The following is a 970-nucleotide window of genomic DNA, read 5'->3' on the forward strand; positions in this document are numbered from 1 at the left end:
GTAACTGGCACCGTTCACCTCCTGGTCGTACAGCTTGCGCAGCTGGCCTGTTGCCTGGTTGAGAGCTTCGCGGATCATAGGATGCTCCGCAGGATGCCATTGGCGGAAGCAATGCCGGCACCGAGCAGGTCGGTGCGGCTGTCGTCAATGCGCTTGAGTGAGAGGGTAAATTCAATACGCCGGGCTGCACCGTCACGAAAGAAGATCGTTCTGGTTTCACTGATGCTTTCGATGACCCAGAGCCCCATGATTCGACCCGTACCCTCGATCATGGGCCAGACCGACCGCGAGGCCTGCCATGGTGAAGCCTCCCAACTGGGCAAAGACGCGGCTGGGCGAGTGGATGTCGAGCTTTTCCTTGAACCAGTCAATAGCTCCGCCGGCTGCGTTGACGATAGCGTCCTTGACCTTGCCCATGTTGTTGGTAATGCCGTTGACCAGGCCATCAATCACCATGCCGCCAAAGTCGGTGAACTTGGCCGGCAGCTCAATACCCATGTAACTCAGCACAGCAGCCCAGGCGCTGTAAAAGAGGCCAATCGGGGAGAAGTTAGCCAGCAACTGCAGGATGCCGGTCAGGCCGCCGTTAAAACCATTCTTGATCTCCTGCCAGAGCGAGGCAAACCAGGGGCCGACTGTGCCCCAGTTCTGGTAGATCAGCGTGGCGGCCAGGGCGATGCCGGTAATTAGGGCCAAGATCGGGTTGGCCATGGCAGCGGCTGTTACCAGGCGGATCCCGGTGGCCACCAGGGGCAGGGCGGACCTAGCCAACTGGAACAGTGTGCCGATCAGGCTAAAGCCCCTAAGACCCAGCAGACCCATGCCATAGCGCAGCAGCGCGAACGGGCCGAGCACGCTGGCAATGACCAGGGTGAGGGTGCCCATGCCGGCAGTAATGGCGGCGACCACAGCTGCGCCCTTGACCAGGTTATTGGTCAGCTCCGGGTTGGCCACAGTCCAGGCCTTGATC

General features: G+C 60.4%; 1 protein-coding gene and 1 pseudogene. Both read right to left on the reverse strand.

What is annotated here, in order from left to right:
- Positions 1-74: 74 nt before the first annotated feature.
- Positions 75-248 (reverse strand): phage tail protein, encoded by a 174-nt coding sequence (locus tag IEX86_RS25345; protein WP_373290488.1) that lies wholly within the window; start codon positions 246-248, stop codon positions 75-77.
- Positions 217-970 (reverse strand): annotated as a pseudogene (locus IEX86_RS25350) (phage tail tape measure protein); the annotation flags it as partial. The pseudogene IEX86_RS25350 and the gene IEX86_RS25345, both read right to left, overlap by 32 nt.

Source organism: Pseudomonas asuensis (genome assembly GCF_014646755.1).
Classification (GTDB): Bacteria; Pseudomonadota; Gammaproteobacteria; order Pseudomonadales; family Pseudomonadaceae; genus Chryseomonas; species Chryseomonas asuensis.